General features: G+C 66.9%; 2 protein-coding genes. One reads left to right on the forward strand and one right to left on the reverse strand.

From position 1 onward, the window contains the following. Positions 1–148: helicase HerA-like domain-containing protein (locus tag EOD07_RS33635; RefSeq protein WP_127238276.1), on the reverse strand; the 148-nt coding region annotated here is incomplete at its 3' end. Positions 149–401: 253 nt separating this feature from the next. Here EOD07_RS33635 and EOD07_RS33640 point away from each other — a divergent pair. After that, the coding region (locus tag EOD07_RS33640; protein ID WP_127238277.1) for a methylmalonyl-CoA mutase family protein at positions 402–1,649 on the forward strand (1,248 nt) is incomplete at its 3' end.

The raw sequence follows: 1,649 nt of genomic DNA on the forward strand, positions 1-1,649 counted from the left end.
CCTGCAGGCTGACCGTCTTGCCGGTGCCCGTAGCCCCGGTGACAAGGCCGTGGCGATTGCCGTAGCGCAGCAGCAGCTCCTCCGCGCGCTGATAGGAATCGTCGGGCTTGCGGCTGGCGCCGATGAAGATGCTGGTCTCGTCAACCATATCCGGTCTCCGCAATCTGTTCCGCTCAAGGGGCCTCACCCGGAGGTATAGTAACGCTCGTCGCATGCGGCAATGCCCAGTATCGATTTTGCGGCACACCCGAATTTGGCTCTTGGCGCTTGCGGATTCCGCGCTTGTTTGGCAATCGATTGGCTGGCCGCGAGAGAACCCGGCCGGATGACGCATTGTGATATCCGGTTCCTGACCTTAGATTGGCTGGACCGGCTGATGCGGCCGATAAGCGAGGAGAGCGATGGGCGCCGGCGCCTTGACCAGGGATGTCGACCTTCCGAACCCGGATGCCAAGCGTTGGCAGGCGCTGGCGGAAAAGGCGCTTGCCGGCGGTTCCTTCGAGGAAAAGCTCGTCTCCCACACCGATGACGGGATCCGCATCGAACCGCTCAGCCAACGCTCGACGGCCGCCGAGCCGTTGCCGCGCACGAATCCGACCACGCCCTGGATCGTCAGCCAGCGTGTCGACGACCCGGACATCGCCCGGGCCGGCGCTCAGGCCCTGGAAGACATCGCCCAAGGCGCCACCGGCCTGTCGCTTGTCTTCGAGGGCGCGCCGAATGCCTTCGGCTACGGCCTGCCGCGCACCGCGGAAGCGCTGGAAAGGGTGCTCGACGGCGTGCCGCTCAACCGCGTGCAGGTGCGCATAGACGCGCATCCCTGGAGCCGCGCCGTGGCCGACTGGCTGCTCGCTTTCCTGAGCAAACGCCGCTCCGACCCGACCAAGCTCAACCTCTCCTTCGGCATCGACCCGGCGGCGATCTTCGCCGGAACCGGGCGGTTGCGCACCTCGATCGAGGCGCTGCAGGAATCGATGCCGCAGTCGCTGGCGCATTTCTTCTCGATGGGTGTGCCGGGCGTGCTGCTCGAGGCCGACGGGCGCGTCTTCCACAATGCCGGCGCCACCGAGGCACAGGAGCTCGGCACGATGATGGCCTCTGTCGTGTCCTATCTCAGGATGTTCGAGAAGGCGCGCCAGCCGCTGGTCTATGCGGCGCCCCATATCGGCTTCGCCCTCAGCGTCGACCAGGACCAGTTCCTGTCGATGGCCAAGGTGCGGGCGCTGCGCAAGCTCTGGGCGCGCATCCATGAAGCCTGCTCGATCCCGGCCTCGACCGCCAGCATCCATGCCGAGACCTCCTACCGCATGATGACCATGGCGGACCCGGAGACCAACATCCTGCGCACGGCGATCGCGGCCTTCGCGGCGGCGACCGGCGGCGCCGATTCGATCTCGATCCTGCCGCACACGATCGCGCATGGGCTGCCGGCGGGCTTTGCCCGCCGCATCGCCCGCAACGCGCAGCTCATCATGGCCGAGGAGAGCCATATCGGCCATGTCGCCGATCCGGCGAGCGGCTCGGGCGCGGTCGAGGCACTGACGAACGACCTCTGCGCCGCCGCCTGGGCGGAATTCCAGCGCATCGAGGCCGAGGGCGGCGTGCTCGCCAGTCTGCAGCAGGGCTATATCCAGAATCGAGTCCAGACT

The sequence above is a fragment of the Mesorhizobium sp. M2C.T.Ca.TU.002.02.1.1 genome (assembly GCF_003997225.1).